This is a genomic window from Enterobacter sp. SES19 (assembly GCF_011765665.1).
GTDB lineage: Bacteria > Pseudomonadota > Gammaproteobacteria > Enterobacterales > Enterobacteriaceae > Enterobacter > Enterobacter pseudoroggenkampii.
Genome location: NZ_CP050320.1, coordinates 1,795,385 through 1,815,568, shown reverse-complemented (window position 1 = coordinate 1,815,568; position 20,184 = coordinate 1,795,385). Strand labels below are relative to the sequence as shown.

24 protein-coding genes and 2 pseudogenes are annotated in these 20,184 nt (G+C 53.0%); 19 read left to right on the top strand and 7 right to left on the bottom strand.

Annotated elements, in window-relative coordinates; genetic code table 11:
* The first annotated feature begins 131 nt into the window (after positions 1-131).
* The 3 genes from flgA to flgN all read left to right on the top strand — a co-directional run bounded on the left by flgA (position 132) and on the right by flgN (position 1,608).
* Complete coding sequence (flgA, locus tag GXP72_RS08610) at positions 132-791, top strand: flagellar basal body P-ring formation chaperone FlgA (RefSeq protein ID WP_024909011.1); 660 nt, start codon at positions 132-134, stop codon at positions 789-791.
* A gap of 93 nt (positions 792-884) precedes the next feature.
* On the top strand, positions 885-1,178 hold the full coding sequence (gene flgM, locus GXP72_RS08605; RefSeq protein ID WP_032650838.1) for a flagellar biosynthesis anti-sigma factor FlgM: 294 nt from the start codon (positions 885-887) through the stop codon (positions 1,176-1,178).
* A 4-nt stretch (positions 1,179-1,182) separates the two neighbouring features.
* Complete coding sequence (gene flgN / locus GXP72_RS08600; protein WP_008500818.1) at positions 1,183-1,608, top strand: flagella biosynthesis chaperone FlgN; 426 nt, start codon at positions 1,183-1,185, stop codon at positions 1,606-1,608.
* 59 nt (positions 1,609-1,667) lie between these two features.
* Here flgN and murJ read toward each other — a convergent pair whose 3' ends face one another.
* From murJ to rimJ, 4 genes are all read right to left on the bottom strand, one after another.
* A complete protein-coding gene (murJ, locus tag GXP72_RS08595) occupies positions 1,668-3,203 on the bottom strand; it encodes a murein biosynthesis integral membrane protein MurJ (RefSeq protein ID WP_024909009.1) in 1,536 nt (511 codons plus the stop codon).
* A gap of 129 nt (positions 3,204-3,332) precedes the next feature.
* A complete protein-coding gene (locus GXP72_RS08590) occupies positions 3,333-4,256 on the bottom strand; it encodes a Gfo/Idh/MocA family oxidoreductase (protein ID WP_208763755.1) in 924 nt (307 codons plus the stop codon).
* 2 nt (positions 4,257-4,258) lie between these two features.
* Entirely contained in the window at positions 4,259-4,909 is a 651-nt protein-coding gene (locus GXP72_RS08585) for a YceH family protein (RefSeq protein ID WP_090417364.1), read from the bottom strand.
* A gap of 9 nt (positions 4,910-4,918) precedes the next feature.
* Positions 4,919-5,503 (bottom strand): ribosomal protein S5-alanine N-acetyltransferase, encoded by a 585-nt coding sequence (rimJ, locus tag GXP72_RS08580; protein WP_008500822.1) that lies wholly within the window; start codon positions 5,501-5,503, stop codon positions 4,919-4,921.
* Positions 5,504-5,739: 236 nt separating this feature from the next.
* On the opposite strand from rimJ, the gene mdtH reads away from it, so the two are divergent.
* From mdtH to GXP72_RS08535, 9 genes are all read left to right on the top strand, one after another.
* Positions 5,740-6,948 (top strand): multidrug efflux MFS transporter MdtH, encoded by a 1,209-nt coding sequence (mdtH, locus tag GXP72_RS08575; protein ID WP_090417366.1) that lies wholly within the window; start codon positions 5,740-5,742, stop codon positions 6,946-6,948.
* Positions 6,949-7,071: 123 nt separating this feature from the next.
* Complete coding sequence (locus tag GXP72_RS08570; protein WP_023311126.1) at positions 7,072-7,632, top strand: lipoprotein; 561 nt, start codon at positions 7,072-7,074, stop codon at positions 7,630-7,632.
* 126 nt (positions 7,633-7,758) lie between these two features.
* Entirely contained in the window at positions 7,759-8,805 is a 1,047-nt protein-coding gene (gene pyrC, locus GXP72_RS08565; RefSeq protein ID WP_032650832.1) for a dihydroorotase, read from the top strand.
* A 74-nt stretch (positions 8,806-8,879) separates the two neighbouring features.
* On the top strand, positions 8,880-9,125 hold the full coding sequence (gene dinI, locus GXP72_RS08560) for a DNA damage-inducible protein I (RefSeq protein ID WP_008500826.1): 246 nt from the start codon (positions 8,880-8,882) through the stop codon (positions 9,123-9,125).
* Between the two features lie 274 nt (positions 9,126-9,399).
* Positions 9,400-9,654: a biofilm formation regulator BssS gene (gene bssS, locus GXP72_RS08555; protein WP_008500827.1), complete on the top strand. Its 255-nt coding sequence runs from the start codon at positions 9,400-9,402 to the stop codon at positions 9,652-9,654.
* Positions 9,655-9,770: 116 nt separating this feature from the next.
* Complete coding sequence (gene solA / locus GXP72_RS08550) at positions 9,771-10,889, top strand: N-methyl-L-tryptophan oxidase (RefSeq protein WP_208763754.1); 1,119 nt, start codon at positions 9,771-9,773, stop codon at positions 10,887-10,889.
* A gap of 59 nt (positions 10,890-10,948) precedes the next feature.
* Positions 10,949-11,062: a DUF2770 family protein gene (locus tag GXP72_RS08545; protein WP_032645429.1), complete on the top strand. Its 114-nt coding sequence runs from the start codon at positions 10,949-10,951 to the stop codon at positions 11,060-11,062.
* 207 nt (positions 11,063-11,269) lie between these two features.
* Positions 11,270-11,836, top strand: coding sequence for a cytochrome b (locus GXP72_RS08540; protein WP_208763753.1), 567 nt, complete (start codon positions 11,270-11,272; stop codon positions 11,834-11,836).
* A 1-nt stretch (position 11,837) separates the two neighbouring features.
* Positions 11,838-12,416 (top strand): YceI family protein, encoded by a 579-nt coding sequence (locus tag GXP72_RS08535; RefSeq protein ID WP_048990275.1) that lies wholly within the window; start codon positions 11,838-11,840, stop codon positions 12,414-12,416.
* Between the two features lie 41 nt (positions 12,417-12,457).
* Here the strand turns inward: GXP72_RS08535 and GXP72_RS08530 are convergent, their stop codons facing one another.
* Positions 12,458-13,507 (bottom strand): rhodanese-related sulfurtransferase, encoded by a 1,050-nt coding sequence (locus tag GXP72_RS08530; RefSeq protein WP_024909001.1) that lies wholly within the window; start codon positions 13,505-13,507, stop codon positions 12,458-12,460.
* Between the two features lie 221 nt (positions 13,508-13,728).
* On the opposite strand from GXP72_RS08530, the gene GXP72_RS08525 reads away from it, so the two are divergent.
* The 3 genes and pseudogenes from GXP72_RS08525 (at position 13,729) to GXP72_RS08515 (ending at position 16,901) form a co-directional block, all read left to right on the top strand.
* A complete protein-coding gene (locus tag GXP72_RS08525) occupies positions 13,729-14,655 on the top strand; it encodes a Kdo(2)-lipid IV(A) acyltransferase (RefSeq protein WP_090417373.1) in 927 nt (308 codons plus the stop codon).
* Between the two features lie 143 nt (positions 14,656-14,798).
* Positions 14,799-16,016 carry a multidrug efflux MFS transporter MdtG gene (gene mdtG, locus GXP72_RS08520; RefSeq protein ID WP_090417375.1) on the top strand — a complete coding sequence of 406 codons (1,218 nt, stop codon included), beginning with the start codon at positions 14,799-14,801 and terminating at the stop codon, positions 16,014-16,016.
* Positions 16,017-16,197: 181 nt separating this feature from the next.
* Positions 16,198-16,901 (top strand): annotated as a pseudogene (locus GXP72_RS08515) (integrase core domain-containing protein).
* Between the two features lie 448 nt (positions 16,902-17,349).
* On the opposite strand, the gene GXP72_RS08510 reads toward GXP72_RS08515, so the two are convergent.
* Positions 17,350-17,862, bottom strand: a complete 513-nt coding sequence (locus GXP72_RS08510) for a DUF2778 domain-containing protein (protein ID WP_343582610.1) — start codon at positions 17,860-17,862, stop codon at positions 17,350-17,352.
* Between the two features lie 544 nt (positions 17,863-18,406).
* On the opposite strand from GXP72_RS08510, the gene GXP72_RS08505 reads away from it, so the two are divergent.
* The 4 genes and pseudogenes from GXP72_RS08505 (at position 18,407) to GXP72_RS08490 (ending at position 19,934) form a co-directional block, all read left to right on the top strand.
* Positions 18,407-18,910 carry a hypothetical protein gene (locus tag GXP72_RS08505; protein ID WP_061715554.1) on the top strand — a complete coding sequence of 168 codons (504 nt, stop codon included), beginning with the start codon at positions 18,407-18,409 and terminating at the stop codon, positions 18,908-18,910.
* A complete protein-coding gene (locus GXP72_RS08500) occupies positions 18,907-19,107 on the top strand; it encodes a hypothetical protein (protein ID WP_048990092.1) in 201 nt (66 codons plus the stop codon). The genes GXP72_RS08505 and GXP72_RS08500 overlap by 4 nt, the downstream gene beginning before the upstream one ends.
* Positions 19,108-19,288: 181 nt before the next feature.
* Positions 19,289-19,475, top strand: a pseudogene (locus tag GXP72_RS08495) (IS4 family transposase); the annotation flags it as partial.
* An 84-nt stretch (positions 19,476-19,559) separates the two neighbouring features.
* A complete protein-coding gene (locus tag GXP72_RS08490) occupies positions 19,560-19,934 on the top strand; it encodes a MysB family protein (protein WP_014831418.1) in 375 nt (124 codons plus the stop codon).
* A gap of 6 nt (positions 19,935-19,940) precedes the next feature.
* Here the strand turns inward: GXP72_RS08490 and GXP72_RS08485 are convergent, their stop codons facing one another.
* Positions 19,941-20,168 carry a YceK/YidQ family lipoprotein gene (locus GXP72_RS08485; RefSeq protein WP_090417379.1) on the bottom strand — a complete coding sequence of 76 codons (228 nt, stop codon included), beginning with the start codon at positions 20,166-20,168 and terminating at the stop codon, positions 19,941-19,943.
* Positions 20,169-20,184: the final 16 nt, after the last annotated feature.

The following is a 20,184-nucleotide window of genomic DNA, read 5'->3' as shown; positions in this document are numbered from 1 at the left end:
AGTTCACAGCTTAAATCTCACCCGGTCTCCCCTATCGACGGAATAAGCGCAAAATGCGTCGCTATTTATTGCGTTGATGCAAAACCACTGCAGGTAGAATTCATTCAACTCTGGAAACGGTGGAACTTGCGATGCAAACGTTAAAACGTGGCCTGATGGCAATTTTCTGGCTGTTTAGCCCGCTGGTGCAGGCTGAAGGCTTACAGGATCAGTTGACGGCTTTCTTTGCTGAGAAGCTGGCAGGCTTTAGCGATGACGTTACCGTTACCGTGCGCACGCCACCGAATCTGTACCCGACGTGTGACCAGCCTTCGTTCAGCGTGGTGGGGTTCACAAAGCTTTGGGGGAATGTGAACGTGCTGGCACGCTGCGCCAACGAAAAACGCTATTTACAGGTTGCAGTTCAGGCGACGGGCAATTATGTTGTCGCCGCCGTGCCCATTGCGCGCGGCAGCGTGCTGCAGACGAACAGCGTGACGTTAAAACGCGGTCGTCTGGATCAGCTGCCTCCACGCACCATGCTGGAAATAAACCAGGCACAGGACGCCGTCAGCCTGCGTGATGTTGCACCAGGCCAGCCGATACAGCTCTCAATGCTGCGCCAGGCATGGCGGATAAAAGCGGGCCAACAGGTGATGGTGGTGGCCAACGGAGAGGGCTTTAGTATCAACAGTGAAGGGAAAGCGTTAAATAATGCCGCGGTGGCGCAAAACATCCGCGTCAGAATGTCCTCAGGCCAGGTGGTGAGCGGAACCGTCGATTCTGATGGGAATATTCTGATTAACCTATAATCTTTTTAAAGATTTCGCGGCGCGTGCCGATAAATATTCCACTAATGATGATGTCAGGCGCAAACGCCGCGAACCCTCGATGAGGACAACACTATGAGCATTGATCGTACATCAGCCCTGAAGCCGGTAAGCGCTGTACAACCTCGCGAAACGAATGACACTCCTGCGCAAAAAACGCGTCTGGAAAAACCGTCAACGTCCAACAGCACCAGCGTGACCCTGAGCGATGCGCAGGCGAAACTGATGCAGCCAGGCACCAACGATATCAATATGGAACGTGTTGAAGCGCTGAAAACGGCTATTCGTAACGGTGAACTGAAAATGGATACCAGCAAGATCGCTGATGCCCTGATTCAGGAAGCACAGAGTTTCTTACAGAGTAACTAACCGTATGAGTCGACTGTCAGAAATACTGGATCAAATGACGGTTGTCCTGAACGACCTGAAAACGGTAATGGACGCTGAACAACAGCATCTCTCTTCCGGTCACATCAACGGCAGCGCGCTGCAGCGTATTACTGAAGATAAGAGTTCGCTTCTGGCGACGCTGGATTATCTGGAGCAACAACGCCGCGCTGAGCAGGATCCGAAGCGCAGCGCCAATGACGATATTATTGAGCGCTGGCAGACCATTACCGAAAAAACCCAGCACCTGCGCGATCTTAACCAGCATAACGGCTGGCTACTGGAAGGTCAGATTGAGCGTAATCAGCAGGCACTTGAGGTGTTGAAACCGCATAAAGAAACCGGACTGTACGGTGCGGATGGTCAGACAGCGACTGCGCGTATTGCGGGTGTGAAAAAGATTTCGATTTGACGCATCAGCGACAAATCATGCAGTGGGGAGCACCATAAGGTGAACTCCCCTTTTGGCGTTTATGCCGTCCGACGGGCAAACTCTTTCACTTTGAAGCCCAGCACCGCGAGCGTGGCAAAGTACGCCACCACCCCGACGCCCACCACGGCCATCAGCCGCATCAGACGGTAGGGCATGGTGCCCTGAGACCACTCCGGCATCACGTACATCATGCCGAGCAGCGCGGCAGACATCACCAGTACCGCCACGATCAGACGCACCAGGAAACTTCCCCAGCCCGGCTGCGGCGTAAAGATATCCTGCTTGCGCAGCTGCCAGTACAGCAGTCCGGCATTCAGACAGGCCGCCAGACCAATCGATAATGACAGGCCCGCATGCTTCAGCGGACCAATAAACGCCAGGTTCATCAGCTGCGTCATAATCAGCGTCACAATGGCAATTTTCACCGGCGTTTTGATGTCCTGACGCGAGTAGAACCCGGGCGCCAGCACCTTGACGACGATCAGCCCCATCAATCCGACCGAGTAGGCAATCAGCGCGCGCTGGGTCATGGCGGCATCAAAGGCGGTGAATTTCCCGTACTGGAAGAGCGACACCGTCAGCGGTTTGGCCAGAATACCCAGCGCCACCGCGCTTGGCAGGGCCAGCAGGAAGCAGAGACGTAACCCCCAGTCCATCAGGCGGCAATACTCATCATGATTACCGCTGGCAAAACTTTTCGACAGCGACGGCAGCAGGATGGTCCCCAGCGCCACGCCCAGCACTCCGGACGGGAACTCCATCAGACGGTCGGCGTAGTACATCCAGGAAACCGAGCCGGAAACGAGGAACGAGGCAAAGATGGTGTTGATAATCAGCGAGATCTGGCTGACGGAGACGCCGAGAATAGCGGGCCCCATCTGCTTGATGACGCGCATCGCCCCGGCATCTTTGAGATTGATGCGCGGCAGCACCAGCATGCCGATTTTTTTCAGATGCGGCAGCTGATACGCCAGCTGCAGCACGCCGCCCACGGTGACCGCCCAGGCCAGCGCCAGCACCGGCGGGTTGAAGTGCGGCGCAGCGAACAGGGCAAAGCCGATCATGCTGACGTTGAGAAACGTTGGCGCAAACGCCGGAACAGAGAAGCGGTTCCAGGTATTCAGGATCGCCCCCACCAGCGAGGCCAGCGAGATCAGCAGAATATAGGGGAAAGTAATGCGCAGCAGCTGCGAGGTGAGCGCAAACTTGTCGGCCGTATCGGCAAAACCTGGCGCGGTTACCATAATCACCCACGGCGCGGCCAGCATCCCGAGTACCGTCACCACCGCCAAAGCCAGCGTCAGCAGCCCGGAGACATAAGAAACAAAGACGCGCGTCGCGTCTTCACCCTGCTTGCTTTTATATTCCGCCAGGATAGGCACGAATGCCTGGGAAAACGCCCCTTCAGCAAAAATACGACGCAGCAGGTTCGGCAACTTGAACGCGACGAAAAAGGCGTCCGTGGCCATCCCTGCACCAAATACCCTTGCCACAATGGCGTCGCGCGCAAAACCCAGCACGCGGGAAAACATGGTCATCGAGCTGACGGCCGCCAGCGATTTTAATAAGTTCATTAACGTGAATTTCCAGAACCATACGGATTTGTAGGCCAGGTGAGCCTAAGCGCCACCCGGCAAAGCCAACAAGCGGCGCTTAGTCTAACCGGATTTCAACGAATTACTATCCGCAGATGTTACAGCGAGTTATTCGCTCATGGCCTCGCGCCAGAGCCTTTCCACAATGCGCTGCGCCATAATGGCCTGCTCGCCGGACGTTTCAGGAACCGTCTGATTTTGCACGCAGGTGATAAAGTGACGGACACAACCGGCAAAACCGCGCTGTTCAAGCGTGCTCTGCCAGCCAGGGGCAGGTAGCGTCACCACGCCGCTGCCCTTCTCTTCCCACCATTCACGCATGTCGGTTATGTCGTACAACGCGCCGTCTGTGACGGCCTGGACGGATTCACGCTGACTCCCCGCACGACGATGCATGCTGGTCGTGATCTGTAGATGGTCAATCGCGAAATGATGTTCGGCGTAGACCATTTCACCCTGCTCGTTCGTAAGTAGCGTGCCACTTTGCAGCTGTGCATTGCCGCTGGCGAGCCACAGCGCCGTATCCACAACGTGCAGATAATCATCCAGCAGCGTGAAGCGCAAATCGTTTGGCCCAATGCTGTCGGTACGGTGCTTATCCATCCGCAGCGAGGCGAGCGTGCCCGACTGCGCCTTCAGCTGTTGATAAAGCGGCGCAAAGCGGCGGTTGAAGCCCACCATCAGCGTCAGTTTTTTGCGCGCGGCCAGCTCAATCAGCCGTTCGGCATCCTGAACATTTTCAGCCAGCGGTTTATCCACGCAGACGTGAACCCCCAAATTGAGCAGCTCGCTCACCACCTGATAGTGGGTTGCCGTTGAGGTATGAACAAAAACCGCATCACACTCGCGGGCCAGATCCTGCAGGGAGGCAGCATACGGCATGCGCCAGGTTTCGCAGATACGTTCTGCCTTTTCTCGGGTGGGTGACCATGCCCCTTGCAGGGTCCAGTCCGTCGCCGCACCTAAAACATGCAGCCAGGCTTTTTGCGCGATGCCGCCCAGCCCCACCACGCCTACGCGTAATTTTTTCACCGTCAGTCTCCTAAATGTGCCAGCAACGCATCCAGACGCTGTTTCAGCCCGGCGACCTCGTCTTCCAGCGCCTCTACGCGCGCGGCAAGGCTGTCATTGCTTGCTGAGGCTCCCGCGTCGCTCTCCATGGTAGCGACATCGACGTCACCGCTGAACAGATGCATATAGCGGCTTTCGCGTTTGCCCGGCTCGCGCGCCAGACGCACCACGTATGGACCGTCTTCGCGAGAAGCCAGCCCTTCCAGGGTCTGCTCGACCTCCTGCATATCGCTGAACTCATGCATACGGGAAGCGCGCGTGCGCAGTTCCCCCGGTGTCTGCGCCCCGCGCAGCAACAGCGTGGTGATGACCGCCACTTCCGCACTGCTCAGCTTCAGGTCCCCAAATTCGGAGTTACAAAAGCGCTGTTCGTATTTGGTCACGCGGTTGCCGAAGCCGCTGACGGTGCGCAGATAGTGGCGTTTTACCAATGCATCGAGCACGTCCTGAACCTCATGCTCGCTGAGGTTCATCACCGGCTCGCGGTTGGTCTTCTGGTTGCAGGCCATGGTCACGGCGTTGACAGAGAGCGGATACTGCTCCGGCGTGGTGACCTGTTTTTCGAGTAAGCACCCAATCACGCGCGCTTCTGTACCGTTTAGCTGATACTTCATCTTTTCTCCTTAACGACCTGCGGTCCAGTCCCGGGTGGTTAACGCCGTCAGAACGTGGTCGCGCCACTCTCCGTCTATCAACAGATAGTCTTTGGCGTAACCCTCTTTCTCGAACCCTAAACGCGCCAGCAAATTGCCGCTGCGCTGATTATGCGGCATATAGTTCGCCATGATGCGATGGATATGCTGCGTGCGTTGCATATAGCGGATCGCCACCGTTAACGCCTCGTACATCAGCCCCTGCCCCTGCCATTTCTGGCCGATGGAGTAGCCAAGGTAGCAGGCGTGAAACGATCCCCGCACCACGTTTGAAAAATTGGCGATCCCGATAATCTCTTTCTCTTCAGGATCCAGCAGCGCGAAATAAAACGCGCTGCCCTGCTTGTGAAATTCCGTAATCATGCTGAGGCGCGCCTGCCAGCCGGAAGGGTAACAATGGCTCTCATCCCGAACGGGTTCCCAGGGTTTTAAAAACTGGCGATTCTCGGCGTAATAATCCGCCAGACGCCAGGCATCACGCTCATGCACCAGACGAACGACCAGCCTGTCCGTTGTCAGACGCACTTTTGGCACATTACTGCGATAGCCAAACATCGTTACCACTCCTTCCCGTCACTTCTGCTTACCCATTAGCTTTACTATACCTGCGCCTGCGCCGTCTGTGAAAACAGTGACATACCATTTTGCCCTCTTTTCACACTTTTCGATGAGAACTCTCTATCAAAGCACCCTTTTGATAAAAAAATATTGTCGCGTTCAGGGGTGGGAAAAAACGCGGCGACACCGCAGAATGTTAGCGTGCTCACCATCTTATTTTCCCTGGAGGGAAAATGTCCCGCGTCTCACAGGCCAGGAGCCTGGGTAAATACTTCCTGCTCGTCGATAACATGCTGGTCGTGCTCGGCTTTTTTGTCGTTTTCCCGCTGATATCGATTCGCTTTGTCGATCAAATGGGCTGGGCGGCATTAATGGTCGGCATTGCTCTGGGGTTACGCCAGTTTGTCCAGCAGGGTCTGGGCGTCTTTGGTGGGGCCATTGCCGACCGCTTTGGCGCTAAACCGATGATCGTGACCGGTATGCTGCTGCGCGCGGCAGGCTTTGCCACGATGGCGGTCGCTCAGGAGCCGTGGCTGCTCTGGTTCTCCTGTTTCCTCTCCGGTATCGGGGGCACGCTGTTCGATCCGCCACGCACCGCGCTGGTGGTGAAGCTTATTCGCCCGCAGCACCGCGGCCGTTTCTTCTCGATTCTGATGATGCAGGACAGCGCCGGGGCGGTTGTCGGCGCCCTGCTGGGAAGCTGGCTGCTGCAGTATGACTTCCGTCTGGTCTGCGCGGCTGGGGCGGTGCTCTTTATTCTGTGCGCGCTGTTTAATGGCCTGTTCCTGCCCGCCTGGAAACTGTCGACGGTCAAAGCACCTGTCCGGGAAGGGCTTGGCCGCGTCATGCGCGACAAACGTTTTGTCACCTATGTGCTGACCCTGACGGGCTACTACATGCTGGCTGTGCAGGTCATGCTGATGCTGCCGATCATGGTTAACGACATTGCTGGTACGCCTGCTGCCGTTAAATGGATGTACGCCATCGAAGCCTGCCTGTCGTTAACGCTGCTTTATCCGATTGCCCGCTGGAGCGAACGACGTTTTCGTCTGGAGCATCGCCTGATGGCCGGGCTGTTCCTGATGACGCTGAGCATGATGCCGATCGGCCTGGTGAACTCTCTCCAGCAGCTGTTTACCCTGATTTGCACCTTCTATATAGGGTCGATCATCGCCGAGCCTGCGCGTGAAACGCTGAGCGCCTCCCTTGCGGATGCGCGTGCGCGCGGCAGCTATATGGGTTTCAGCCGGCTGGGGCTGGCGCTTGGCGGCGCCTTAGGTTACGCCGGGGGCGGCTGGTTGTTTGATGCCGGCAAAGCGTTAAACCAGCCCGAACTCCCGTGGATGATGCTCGGCGTGGTGGGCTTTATGACGCTCCTTGCCCTGTGGTGGCAGTTCAGCCAGAAACGCAGCGCGAGCGGCATGCTCGAGCCTGGCGCGTAGCCTTTCCCTCGGGCGGGAGTCCCTCCCGCCCCACTTCTCAGTTTTTTCTGCTGGTTTCTGCCCATTCACGCTGACATACTGGCGTAACAGGACAGAAGCGCCGATTTTTCGTTGAGGAACACTATGAAGAAAATTGTCTTTGCCGCTGCATTAGTTGTCAGCGGTCTGCTGGTTGGCTGTAACCAGCTCACGCAATATACCGTCAGTGAACAGGAAATTAATCAGGCGCTGGAAAAACATAACAATTTTTCTAAAGACATTGGCGTGCCGGGGCTGGCGGACGCGCATATCGTGCTCACGAATCTGACCAGCCAGATCGGACGTGAAGAGCCAAACAAAGTCACCCTGGCCGGTGACGCGGATCTTGATATGTCCTCCCTCTTTGGCAATCAGAAAGCCAACATCAAGCTCAAGCTGAAGGCACTCCCCGTTTTTAACAAAGAGAAAGGGGCGATTTTCCTCCAGGAGATGGAAGTCGTCGATGCGCAGGTGTCGCCGGACAAGATGGCGCCGGTTCTGCAAACCCTGATGCCCTATCTCAACCAGTCGCTGCGTAATTATTTCAACCAGCAGCCCGCGTACGTCTTAAGCGAAGATAAAAGCAAGGGCGAAGCCCTGGCGAAAAAATACGCAAAAGGAATAGAGGTTAAGCCGGGTGAAATCATCATTCCTTTCACCGATTAACCTGAAGGGCGCTGCGGCGCCCTTTTTTTTACGGAAAAGTGTGCAAACGAAAACGTTTCCGCTTATGATTTGTGTCCGGCAAAAACAGCCATCCTTATGACTGATTCCTGACAAGCCGGAGCTTCCATGACTGCACAACCCCAGGTTCTTAAAATCCGCCGCCCTGACGACTGGCATATCCATCTGCGTGATGGCGATATGCTGAAAACCGTCGTGCCTTATACCAGCGAAATTTATGGCCGCGCGATTGTCATGCCTAACCTGGTTCCACCAGTCACCACCGTCGATGCCGCGATAGCCTATCGCCAGCGCATCCTGGATGCCGTGCCTGCGGGACACGATTTTACCCCGTTGATGACCTGCTATCTGACCGACTCGCTGGACCCGAACGAAGTGGAGCGTGGGTTTAACGAAGGCGTATTTACGGCGGCGAAACTCTACCCGGCGAATGCCACCACCAACTCCAGCCACGGCGTCACCAGCATTGATGCCATCATGCCGGTTCTGGAGCGCATGCAGAAACTGGGCATGCCGCTGCTGGTCCATGGTGAAGTCACGCATGCCGAGATTGACATCTTCGACCGTGAAGCCCGGTTTATCGAGACCGTGATGGAGCCTCTGCGCCAGCGCCTGCCCGCGCTTAAAGTGGTCTTTGAGCATATCACCACCAAAGACGCGGCAGAGTACGTGCGCGACGGCAACGATCTTATCGCCGCCACCATTACGCCGCAGCACCTGATGTTTAACCGTAACCACATGCTGGTGGGCGGGGTGCGCCCTCACCTGTACTGCCTGCCGATTCTCAAGCGCAACATCCACCAGCAGGCGCTGCGCGAGCTGGTTGCCAGCGGGTTCTCCCGCGCGTTCCTCGGCACCGATTCCGCGCCTCACGCCCGCCACCGTAAAGAGGCAAGCTGCGGCTGCGCAGGCTGCTTCAACGCCCCAACGGCGCTTGCCAGCTACGCGACCGTATTTGAAGAGATGAATGCGCTGGAACATTTCGAAGCGTTCTGCTCCCTTAACGGCCCGCGCTTCTACGGCCTGCCGGTCAACGACAGCTTCATCGAACTGGAGCGTAAAGCGAGCCACGTTGAGGAGTCCATTGCGCTGACGGATGACACCCTGATCCCCTTCCTGGCGGGCGAAACCGTTAACTGGACGGTAAAACGTTAAAAAATCAATGCCCCTTGTTGTCAAACCGATAATATGCCTGTATAAATAAACAGTATATTACACAGGGGGCATTTATGCGTATTGAAGTCACCATAGCCAAAACAACTGTTCTGCCTGCCGGCGCACTTGATGCACTGGCAGGCGAATTATCCCGCCGTATTAACAACACCTTTCCCGACAACGCGGGTGCCGTAACGGTGCGTTACGCCGCGGCGAACAACCTCTCCGTCATTGGTGCGGCGAAAGAAGATAAAGATCGCATCAGCGAAATCCTGCAGGAAACGTGGGAAAGCGCAGACGACTGGTTTATCACAGATTAATACTGCTCCCTCATTGTGTTTTTTTGCCGGGTCGCCCCGGCTTTTTTTTGTCTAAAAATACGGTAAGTTCAAATTAATTCGGCATCTTCTTTAAGAATCGTGAACAAGATGGTGTTTTATTGTTCGAACAATCCTAAAAAGCAGAAAAATGTGTTGCCACCTGTTTATTTTTCCCTTCGGAACCCTTATTACTTGGTATACTGAAGATGCTTTCAGAAAAACATGCATTGAACCTCAAAGCCGTTGTCTTCTAACACGCATTAAGGGGGTTATAATGGAAAAGAATAGTGAAGTGATCCAGACCCATCCACTTGTTGGCTGGGATATCAGTACCGTAGATAGCTACGATGCGCTGATGCTGCGTTTGCACTACCAGACCCCGAATCAACTCAACCGTGAAGAAGCGGAAGTTGGACAGACGCTGTGGCTAACAACAGACGTCGCCCGTCAGTTTATTTCTATTTTAGAGGCAGGTATTGCAAAAATAGAATCTGGCGACTATCAGGAAAATGAGTATAAACGGCACTAAGCTTATGCCCACTTTTCTCTCTACAGGCACCCTCGCGGTGCCTTATTTATTTCTCCCTTGTCTAACTCCGCGTTGTTAATTACTCTGCTAACAAAACGTCAGTTTATGAGATGCATATGAGATACGACTTAATCATTATTGGTAGCGGCTCCGTGGGTTCCGCTGCCGGTTATTACGCAACACAGGCAGGTCTGAAGGTCCTGATGATCGATGCCCACCGCCCTCCCCATGCGGAAGGCAGCCATCATGGCGATACCCGCCTCATGCGCCATGCGTATGGAGAAGGCGAGCGCTATGTCCCGCTGGTGCTTCGCGCCCAGACGCTGTGGGATGAACTGGCGAAACAGACCGAAGAGCGTATTTTCGAGCGTACCGGGGTTATCAATCTTGGCCCGGCTCATTCGGAATTTCTTGCCGGCGTCGAGCGCAGCGCAAAAGCCTTTAATCTGGACGTTGAGAAGCTGGACGCAACGGGCATAACCGCGCGCTGGCCTGAAATTAGCGTCCCGGACGATTATATTGGCCTCTTTGAAGCCCACTCCGGCGTACTGCATTGTGAAACAGCGATCAAAACCTGGGTCGACCTTGCCGCGAAAGCTGGCTGTGCACAGCTGTTTAACTGTCCGGTGGAGGCCATCACCCATGACGAGAATGGCGTCACGGTAACGACCATTGACGGCGACTACTCAGCCTCTCGCCTGCTCGTCAGCGCAGGAACATGGGTCACTCACCTGCTGCCGGAGCTGCCAATCCAGCCGGTGCGCAAAGTCTTCTCCTGGTTCCAGTCAGATGGACGCTACAGCGCGCAGAATAAATTCCCGGCCTTCACCGGCGAATTGCCGAATGGCGATCAGTTCTACGGTTTCCCTTCCGAGAAAGACGCGCTGAAAATTGGTAAACACAACGGGGGCCAGGCGATCACCTCCCCTGAAGAGCGTAAGCCTTTTGGCGCCTTTCCTCAGGATGGTTCGGAAGCCTTCTCATTCCTGCGGAATATTCTTCCGGGCGTCGGTGGCTTGCTGTATGGCGCGGCCTGTACCTACGACAACACACCGGATGAAGACTTCATCATTGATACGCTGCCCGGGCATGACAACACCCTGCTAATCACCGGGCTGAGCGGCCACGGCTTTAAATTCGCTTCCGTGCTGGGTGAAATCGCCGCGCAGTTTGCTCAGGGTATCACGCCGCAGTTTGATCTGACGCCCTTCTCACTCTCGCGTTTTAACGGATAATCCACACGGGCTCCGGACGTCCCGGGGCCCGTTTCACTCACACTGCATTACGAGGCGTTATGCGCAGGATCGTTAGCTTTCTGATGAATAATATTCGCGAGCATTTTATGCTCTATCTCTTATTGTGGGCGCTGTTGGCCATTATTGATTTTGTTTACATTGTATTTTACTGAAAAGCCTTACTGACAATAATTGACGTTAATTTATCTTTATTGAAACTCATCATTTCGCTTGCACGAAGAGATTGAATTAGCGTTAGCGATCCTTTTCAAAATTGCTGAAATAAATAAAATAAAAATCAATAGACAATTATTTCAGTTGCAATATCCCGCCTTCCCGTTCATTTTTACTTTCCGGTTAATTTGAAAATGGACATTCTGATGCAATTGCGTAACTCCTCCCGGCGCTACGGAATAATATCCATAGGTTTGCACTGGATATTTGCTCTTGCCGTCTACGGTATGTTTGGACTTGGGCTCTGGATGGTCACGCTCAGCTATTACGATGGCTGGTATCACCAGGCACCGGAGTTACATAAAAGCATTGGTGTCCTGCTGATGCTGGGCCTGGTTTTCCGCGTGATCTGGCGACATATTTCCCCACCGCCTGCCGCGCCGAAGACCCACAGTAAATTTACCCGCGTCAGTGCAGTCGCCGCGCATATTGCGCTCTATGCGCTGCTCTTCGCCATTCTGATTAGCGGATACCTTATCTCGACGGCGGACGGTAAGCCGATTAGCGTCTTTGGCCTTTTTGACGTCCCGGCAACGCTCAGCGATGCGGGCGCTCAGGCAGACACCGCAGGGGTCGTACACCTCTGGCTTGCGTGGAGCGTCGTGATCCTGTCCGTACTGCACGGGCTCGCCGCCCTCAAACACCATTTTATTGATAAAGACGATACGCTAAAGCGCATGCTTGGCCGCTCGTCAGTTGACTCTGGAGCATAAAATGAAAAAACACCTGCTGGGTATCGCCCTGGGTTCTCTGTTATTCACCGCCGGTTCCGCCGTGGCGGCTGATTATAAAATTGATAAAGAGGGCCAGCACGCTTTCGTCAATTTCCGTATTCAGCACCTGGGTTACAGCTGGCTGTACGGTACCTTTAAGGATTTTGACGGCACATTCACCTTTGACGAGAAAAATCCTGCCGCCGACAAGGTCAACGTGACCATTAATACTAACAGCGTTGATACCAATCATGCTGAACGTGATAAACATCTGCGCAGTGGGGAATTCCTCAATGTCGGGAAATACCCACAGGCTACTTTCACCTCCACGGAAGTGAAAAAAGACGGTGATAAGCTGAATATTACCGGCAACCTGACGCTTAACGGCGTAACAAAACCGGTCACGCTGGAGGCTAAATTATTGGGTCAGGGTGACGACCCGTGGGGCGGTAAACGCGCAGGTTTTGAAGCAGCGGGTAAAATTCACCTGAAAGATTTTAATATCACAACCGATTTAGGCCCGGCGTCTCAGGACGTGGAGCTGATTATTTCCGTTGAAGGTGTACAGCAGAAATCATAATAGATTCGCCCGGCAGGCTTTTGCCGTGCCGGGCGTTATTATCATTCCGGGTCAGGGATACCCAGTTTGGTATTCAGACGGCCGCGGGATTTATTGAAAATCTTGTTGCCGTTTTCACGTCCTGCACGACGACGACGCTGCTCTTCTTCCGGCAGGATGCTCTCTTCGCTGCACAGCTCGCTACAGCAGCCGTTAAACTTCTCGGCACAGGCCGGGCACTGAATAAACAGCAGATGACACCCGTCGTTTTTGCAGTTGGTATGGGTATCGCACGGCGCGCCGCACTGGTGGCACTGGGCAATAACGTCTTCCGAGATACGCTCCCCCATACGCTCGTCAAAGACAAAGTTTTTCCCGATAAAGCGTACCGGTAAACCCTGTTCACGGGCGCGGCGGGCATACTCGATAATGCCGCCTTCAATATGCCAGACCTTATTAAAACCGTTGTGCTTCATCCACGCGCTGGCTTTCTCACAGCGGATACCGCCGGTGCAGTACATAACGATCTTTTTATCTTTATGTTCCTGCATCATCTCAACCGCTTTGGGCAGCTGCTCGCGGAAAGTGTCGGCCGGGATTTCCATCGCGTTCTCGAAATGCCCCACTTCGTACTCATAGTGGTTACGCATATCAATGAACACGGCATCCGGATCGTCCAGCATCGCATTCACTTCTGCAGCCTTCAGATATTCGCCGACATCCGCCGGGTTAAACTCAGGATCGTCGATACCGTCCGCCACGATGCGTTCACGCACCTTCATGCGCAGCACCCAGAAGGATTTCCCGTCATCATCCAGGGCAATGTTCAGGCGTAAGCCGTCGAGGGCCGGATCGAAGTGATAAAGAACGTCGCGGAAAGCGCTGACTTTGCTTTCCGGTACGCTAATCTGCGCGTTGATGCCTTCACGGGCAAGGTAGACGCGTCCGAAGACGTTCAGGGCCGTGAACGCCTGATAAAGCGCATCGCGGGTTGCCTGCGGATCGTTGATCGTGAAGTATTTGTAGAAAGAGATGGTGGTGCGCGGTTCGGTTTCAGCCAACATACGCGCTTTTAACATCTCATTCGACACGCGGTTGTGTAACACTGGCATGGTGTACAGTCCTGGAATCGTTAGAGAGAATGAAAAATCGGTCGGCATCATATAGCAAATAAAACTAATTTACATCCACACAATTTACGCTACATTTCACACACCCTGATTAATCAGGCTTAACAATTGCTGTATTCGTGCACGCTTCGAAAGCAGATATTTTGGCTACGTCTAAAAAAATGAGACACTAGCAAAACAGGACGTTTGAACACAGGAAAGACATGACCCAGTTACCAAAATTTACTGCCGCCCTTTTGCATCCCCGCTATTGGTTGACCTGGCTTGGCATTGGCTTTTTATGGCTCCTGGTACAGCTTCCCTACCCTGTAATTTTTCGGTTGGGTAAATTTCTGGGCCGTTTCGCGCAGCTGTTTATGAAGCGTCGCGCCAAAATCGCGTACCGCAATCTTGAGCTCTGTTTTCCGCAGATGAGCGAGACAGATCGTCACGATATGGTCTCGAAGAATTTCGAATCCGTCGGGATGGGGCTCATGGAAACCGGTATGGCGTGGTTCTGGCCAGACAAACGCATGGCCCGCTGGAGCGAGGTGACGGGAACCGGCATGGATCCGGTGCATACGCTTCAGGCCAACCAGACGGGCGTTCTGCTGATCGGCGTCCATTTTCTGACGCTGGAAATCGGGGCACGCATGTTCGGCATGCAGGCACCCGGCATTGGCGTTTATCGTCCTAACGATAACCCGGTCATCGATTTAATCCAGACCAACGGCCGCATGCGCTCCAACAAAAGCATGATCGACCGTAAGGATCTGAAGGGCATGATCCGCGCGCTGAAATCCGGTGAAGTGGTCTGGTATGCCCCCGACCACGACTATGGTCCGCAGGCCAGCGTATTTGTCCCCTTCTTCGCCGTTGACGAGGCCGCCACAACCACCGGCACCTGGATGCTGGCGCGGATGTCCAAAGCTGCCATCGTGCCTTTTGTTCCTCGCCGTAAACCGGATGGTTCAGGCTACGAGCTGATGATGCTGGAGCCGGAACTCGCGCCGCCGCTTGACGATGCAGAAACCACCGCGCGCTGGATGAACAGCGTTGTGGAGAAGTGCATCATGCTCGCCCCGGAGCAGTATATGTGGCTGCACCGTCGCTTTAAAACGCGGCCAAAAGGCACGCCGTCCCGCTATTGATTTTCAACGTGCGGCCCTCAGGGCCGCATGCTGTTTTAGCTTTAAAAGCTCCCCCTCATTGCGGCAATCATAACCCAGGCGCATAATTAGCATGCTTATTACTTCATGCTTCAGGTGCTCAGCACCTCATTATGCGGATTGTTATGTCACCCTCAGATGCCCCCATAAACTGGAAGCGTAACCTCACGGTTGCTTGGCTTGGCTGTTTTCTTACCGGCGCGGCGTTTAGCCTGGTCATGCCCTTCCTGCCGCTCTACGTCGAACAGCTGGGCGTGACGGGTCACAGCGCGCTCAATATGTGGTCCGGCCTGGTATTCAGCATCACGTTCCTGTTTTCTGCGATAGCCTCGCCCTTCTGGGGCGGCCTTGCCGATCGCAAGGGACGTAAAATCATGCTGCTGCGCTCGGCGCTGGGGATGGCCATTATCATGGCGCTGATGGGCGTGGCGCAAAACGTCTGGCAGTTCCTGATCCTCCGCGCGCTGCTGGGCCTGCTGGGGGGCTTTATTCCCAATGCCAATGCCCTGATTGCCACACAAATTCCCCGCCATAAGAGCGGCTGGGCGCTGGGCACGCTTTCAACCGGCGGCGTGAGCGGCGCCCTGCTGGGGCCACTGGCCGGTGGACTCCTGGCCGATAGCTATGGCCTGCGGCCGGTTTTCTTTATCACCGCCAGCGTGCTGTTCCTGTGCTTTATCGTCACCCTGCTCTGTATTCGGGAAAACTTCACGCCTGTCGCCAAAAAAGAGATGCTCCACGCCAGGGAGGTGCTGACCTCGCTTAGAAATCCCAGACTGGTGCTGAGCCTGTTCGTGACGACAATGATTATCCAGGTGGCTACCGGGTCGATTGCCCCTATTCTGACGCTGTACGTTCGCGACCTGGCGGGTAACGTCAGCAATATTGCGTTCATCAGCGGGCTGATTGCCTCCGTACCCGGCGTGGCGGCGCTACTGAGCGCCCCGAGGCTGGGAAAACTGGGGGACCGGGTGGGTCCGGAAAAAATCCTGATCTGCGCGCTGGTGATTTCCGTCCTGCTGCTTATCCCGATGTCGATGGTGCAAACGCCATGGCAGCTGGGCGTCCTGCGCTTTTTGCTGGGTGCCGCCGACGGCGCGTTGCTGCCCGCCGTACAGACCCTGCTGGTCTACAACTCCACGAACCAGATTGCCGGGCGTATTTTCAGCTATAACCAGTCATTCCGGGATATTGGTAACGTCACCGGACCGCTGCTCGGGGCCGGGATCTCTGCCAGCTTCGGCTTTCGCGCCGTCTTTATCGTGACGGCGGGCGTCGTGTTGTTCAATGCCATTTATTCGTGGTTCAGTTTATCCCGCGCGTTACGGCCCGTGACGGAATAAGACGAACGCCTGAAGCTTATTTTCGCATTCATACTTGCAGAATCTTATATTCAGCTATTCTTTCCCTGAAACCTTCTGGAAAACAGGGAGACACTAATGACCATGTACGCTGACCTGCTCCTCGTTGATTAAGACACCGCGATGTAAGTAATGTCTTCATAAGCCACATGAGGACATCCCCATGAAGAAGCGTTTTTCCGACGAACAGATCATCAGTATCCTCCGCGAAGCTGAAGCAGGGGTTTCTGCCCGTGAGCTCTGCCGCAAGTACGCCATTTCCAACGCCACCTATTATACCTGGCGTAAGAAGCTGCTTGCCGAAGCCATGCTGGATAAGGAGGCTCTTCAGTGGCCCTGGGGCGAAAGTACTGACGACAGACCAGAAGCGGGAAGCCGTGGTATTGATGTGTGATGCGACCGGTCGCAGGATCAAGTGCCTGACCTGTGTGGACGACTTCACGAAGGAGTGCCTGACATTACCATCGCATTCGGGATTTCAGGCGTTCAGGTCACGCGTATTCTGGACAGCATTGCACTGTTTCGAGGCTATCCGGCGACGATAAGAACTGACCAGGGGCCGGAGTTCACCTGCCGTGCAATGGATCAATGGGCTTTTGAGCATGGTATTGAACTGCGCTTAATCCAGCCGGGCAAGCCAACGCAGAACGGATTTATTGAGAGCTTTAACGGGCGATTTCGCGATGAATGTCTGAATGAGCACAGGTTCAGTGATATCGTTCACGCAAGGAAAGTCATTAATGACTGGCGGCAGGATTATAACGATGTCGTCCACATTCAGCACTGAATTATCAGACGCCATCAGAGTTTGCAGCACGGTGGCGGAATGGAAAATGTGAAAGTAAACAAACCGACATTACTAACTGATGGTTGTATCTAATACGGGGGGCAGGTCAGGACGGTTATCACATTGCCAATAACTTCATAAACAAAATCGTTAATAATATATTTTTCCATAAACTCACCTCATCTATTGTTGATGTATTTATTGTTATAGTCAGTAATTAAGTACCAAAAAACACCCTCACCATATACAGTGAGGGTACTTAATAAAATGAGGTATTAGCGATTGGCCTGAAACTTTCTTAGTACCAAACGTGTGAGCAAGAACAGTATGGTAGCGTAGATAAGTACCATCAGGATTAAGGCGATGAACCTTACCGGATCTGCATCAGCTTCATATGAACCACTCAGGCCGGAACCGAAAGTACTATAGGCGGTATCCATGACCCATTGCGTTAGTCCATTGAGAGGCTTACCGAAACTTGATAGCCACCATGCAAAGACAATACAGATACTGTATATGGCCGCATTCTTAACGAATCCTGCACTTCGCATAGTCGCTCCCCCCTTGCACATCAACATAACCATATGCCATCAATCCAGTCCTTGATCCTGGTACTTTAACCTTTTTAGTACGGAGCAACTGACTACGTACAGTATAGAAATCGGGTCGATTGACGAAAGTAATACACCCCTCAGAGAAACCAGAACCATCCGGCCTGAGTGGATGTAACCGGAAACTACCACGCGATACACCGTTAATCATTATGCTATCTGTCATGGTTTGAGCACTGAAGAGTGCAAACCATTCGGAGTGGTCATTACCTGTGATTGTATCAACGCCCCATGCCCGGATCTTATTCAATGTAGAGCCAGTTGGCCTATCAACTATCCAGTACCGTCCAGTAGGTATTGCACTGTTTGGTAAGTACGCACAGTTGGGATCATTGGTATATGGGTTTTGCCCACTGAATGCAGAGAAAGTTCCTATTCCATAGACGTGTAATTTGGCATAGCCATTTTTATCAATGTCGTCGTATGTCATCCTCATTATTTGCATTTTGTTTTCCCTGCTGTTTGCATAGGGCGATTCTATCATGTGTCGAGTAATCGAACATCACCACTATAAGGTAGGTAAGTACGCGAAGGGATTCAACAGCCCGCAACCCTGACAAGGAGCAAGGCGACGCGTAATTACTCGCAAAGACTTTAGGTACGTAGTACCGACCCCAATCACTTTGATTCAGTACTATCATCTGTCGAGCAAAGTGAGTAATAACGCCTTGCGGGTTTTCGAGTACTGGCGTGACCTGCCTCCATCGGTAGATACATCTTGTTTATTATTCGGAGGTTTATTACTGTTATGTGGAATATGGATAGGGAGAAACATGGGAAGGATTCATGAGCTACAACTCGCTTATACTGAACAAACTTGATGCTGATCGCTACATGGCTAACCTGCTGGATAAAGCCTTGCTGGTGTTCAACAGCAAGCCGTACAACAGGCTCATTTAATATACTCTGGGGTGGAAAGGCTTTCGTGGTATAGCTCGTGCTTCCTCGACAACTACCAGGACGTATGTACACGTTTGAAGCAAGAAGATAAGAGGTTCTTGAAGGCTCTTGTAGTACTCGTAAAACATCATGACACTATAAGAGAGATGCTTGAAATCTATATCAACTATATGTTTGAAAATCTCTCAGACCAGCGCATCAGGAACATTACGTTAATCTTGTCTAAAGCAGGAGCTGGGTTTACAACTGCCACCCTTACCAAGTTTACCATTGCGTACACTATCGCTACGTTAGCGGCTTCAAGTCTTTCAATGCAAGTATCGATCTCCTCGGCACTCACCAAATGGTCAACGCGTGGTGTAGCTGCGGCGGGAATATATGGGTACGCACAGGTAGCTTCACAGGCTGCGGAACGTCTTTTATATAAACATAGTCGGTACTATAGAGATCTCTATAATCGTGATCTGGAAATGTTATACTTCCTGGTTGAACCAATAATTGATCGTGTTGACGTACACAACCAATACCAAAAAAGCGATAACGATATTGTTTCTGATATTCTTAGGATAGTACGATGAAAAAAATGTTTAGCGTGTGGTGGCAGGAATTAGTTAGGCTTGTTATGCAAGTTTATATACCTATTGGTTTAACTATTATTTTCGGTATGCTCGCCGTCACCTTTTGGGAAGATTATGCATTAATATCTACTGTTATATTCCTGATAGTTGCATTTATTGTCAGCGATCGTTTATTCAAACCAAAAAAGAAGCGTTGATATGGAATCAAGAAAAAGCCCCGCTTAATGGGCAATGCCGTTCAGTTAAGGAGCGGTTGACCGATTCTTTACCGCGGCACTATAACGGCTTCCACTACAGGGAGCCGTTTTCTTATGCCATTTCTCAACGACCTGCTCGTTTTCAGCGACGGTTCGCCCATGTCGTCGTCTGCCGCCATCGGAGATGTCAGTACTGGTGAATACCGTCAATCCAAAAACAATTAGAGCACATGTGTGGAGATCTGGAAGCGGTGTTCATAACAAAACGCCTCCAGCCATTAAGGCCGAGGGCAGTTAAGATGTCAAAAATCCGTTACGCGGTGAACTCTCGTGCCGCACCGCTTAAGTGGGCGGCATTGAATGTGTGACGTCTTATTTTCACATTCATACTTGCAGAATCTTATATTCAGCTATTCTTTCCCTGAAACCTTCTGGAAAACAGGGAGACACCAATGACCATGTACGCCACGCTGGAAGAAGCTATTGATGCCGCTCGTGAAGAGTTCCTCGCCGACAACCCCGGCGTTGATGAAGAAGATGCTGACGTGCAACAGCTTAATATCCAAAAATACGTTCTGCAGGATGGGGATATTATGTGGCAGGCCGAATTCTTTGCCGATGAAGGTGAAGAAGGGGAATGTTTGCCGATATTGAGCGGTGAAGGTGCGCAGGCCGTCTTCGATGGCGACTATGACGAAATCGAACTTCGGCAGGAATGGCTGGAAGAGAACACGCTACACGAGTGGGATGAGGGCGAGTTTCAGCTCGAGCCACCGCTGGATACGGAAGAAGGTCAAACCGCAGCCGATGAGTGGGACGAGCGTTAATTTACGCTATTCGTAAGGGCCATGGCTGGCATCAATCGGCAGCAACAGCGTGTCGAAAATCAGCGAAAACGGCAGATCGAGCATGGTCAGGTAACGCCATGCGGAATCACGGAGATCCCATTTTACCCCCGGGTAATACTGATTACCGTGGCCTTGCCCTGGAATGGTGCGACTGATGATACTGCCGCAGCCGCTGAGCAGGCATGCCATCATGACGACGATGGTTATTCTCATCTCTAACCTCTAAAAA